This window comes from Priestia sp. P5_B4, assembly GCF_056400385.1.
This window is the reverse complement of sequence record NZ_JBFULJ010000956.1, coordinates 1-1388: the sequence shown is the minus strand read 5'-3', so window position 1 is coordinate 1388 and position 1388 is coordinate 1. Positions and strand designations below refer to the sequence as shown.

1 protein-coding gene is annotated in these 1388 nt (G+C 36.3%); it reads right to left on the bottom strand.

The window, feature by feature from the left end; translation table 11 throughout:
* Window positions 1–126 precede the first annotated feature (126 nt).
* Window positions 127–1005, bottom strand: coding sequence for a M23 family metallopeptidase (locus AC1DRF_RS27850; protein ID WP_477742293.1), 879 nt, complete (start codon window positions 1003–1005; stop codon window positions 127–129).
* Window positions 1006–1388 lie beyond the last annotated feature (383 nt).

Sequence of the window (1388 nt, the reverse complement as noted above, 5' to 3'; positions counted from 1 at the left end):
CATTTTGGGCTTTTCCTTGTCATGACTACCGTAGCTATTATCCTTTACTTGTTTCAACGGCTGCTTGACTTTATATTTGAGGAAAGCCCTGCATAAAAAGCCACAGCAAACGCTATGGCTTTTTAATCAGTAAAAAAATGGAATAACCGTATCTCCGCGAATCGGTTCAATGGCCGCATGAAACCGAATTCGCAAACTTTTTGACGTTTCGATGTCAGAGGCATCCATGACGTGAAAATGAATGTGGGGTTCGGATGAATTCCCGGAATTTCCACACCTTCCGAGCAGCGTTCCTTTACGAACCACGTCTCCTTTTTTCACAGAAACCGATCCTTTCTTCAAATGCGCAAGCACACTGTATTCTTTTCCTTCATGCTCAATGATGACGTGATTTCCTAAAGGATTTTTTTTATTCGTATGTCCAATTTCATTATCTTCTTGACCATCAACTGCTGTGATAACGACTCCTTCAAGCGGCGCTACAACTTTTTTTCCATAGGCATAGTAATCTTCGTTTTTCATTCCATCATTTTTATAGCTTTGCTTTCCTTTTCGCACGACTAAATCATACGCATACCTTTGTTTTTCGACTGGATGGTGATAGTTCAACACCTCATGCTTTCCTCCCCAATAGACAAACCATTCACTTTGAATCGGCATCGTATATTTGTTTGTACTCCATCGATCTCTCTCTGAAAATGATTCTATAGGAGCAATCACAAGTGCTTGTATAATGTTATGTTCATCAAACATAACGCTGATGAATTTTGTCTGCGTAGAATTCAACCAAATAAACTGCTCAATTTGAGGAGTTAAATAGAGATTTGTTTCTAGTCTGTAGAACTGTTCTCCTTGATTAAACAATTTGCTCTGCTCCAAAAATTGCTGAAGCGAAACTTGACGTTTAAATTCTTCGCTTACACAATCATAAAGCTTCTTAAAATTCCCTTGTGCAAATAAAGTTCCAAACTCTTCTCTGATGTTCACTTTTCTCTCTGTATCCATCATTGTAATCCACCCTTTTATATGTATTTCAATTTGTTTGAATTATCTATAAGTAATACGTTTTATGTTATAAAAAGGTTTCATTTTCCAGTTATTCTATCTCAAAATCTTCTTTTATTCCGTATTTACAATTTTCTYAATCCATTTTATACTTATTTTACAAATATTTGAAAGGAGGTTCAGCATGATGAAAATAACGTTAAATAAGAAAATCAAGCTGCGCCGAATAAGTGTTTTTGGCGCTTAGATTTTAAGGAGATTTCACAATGAAAGTAGCATTAGTACGTCATTACAAAGTAAACAAAGGTCTTCCAGAAAACCACCGCTTATCCACTGACGAACTAGTGGCTTGGTTTCAGGAATATGATGAATCAGATATTACG

Excerpts from the sequence above, each read along its gene's own strand:
- AC1DRF_RS27850 (WP_477742293.1), bottom strand. The coding sequence starts at position 1,005 with ATGGATACAGAGAGAAAAGTGAACATCAGAGAAGAGTTTGGAACTTTA.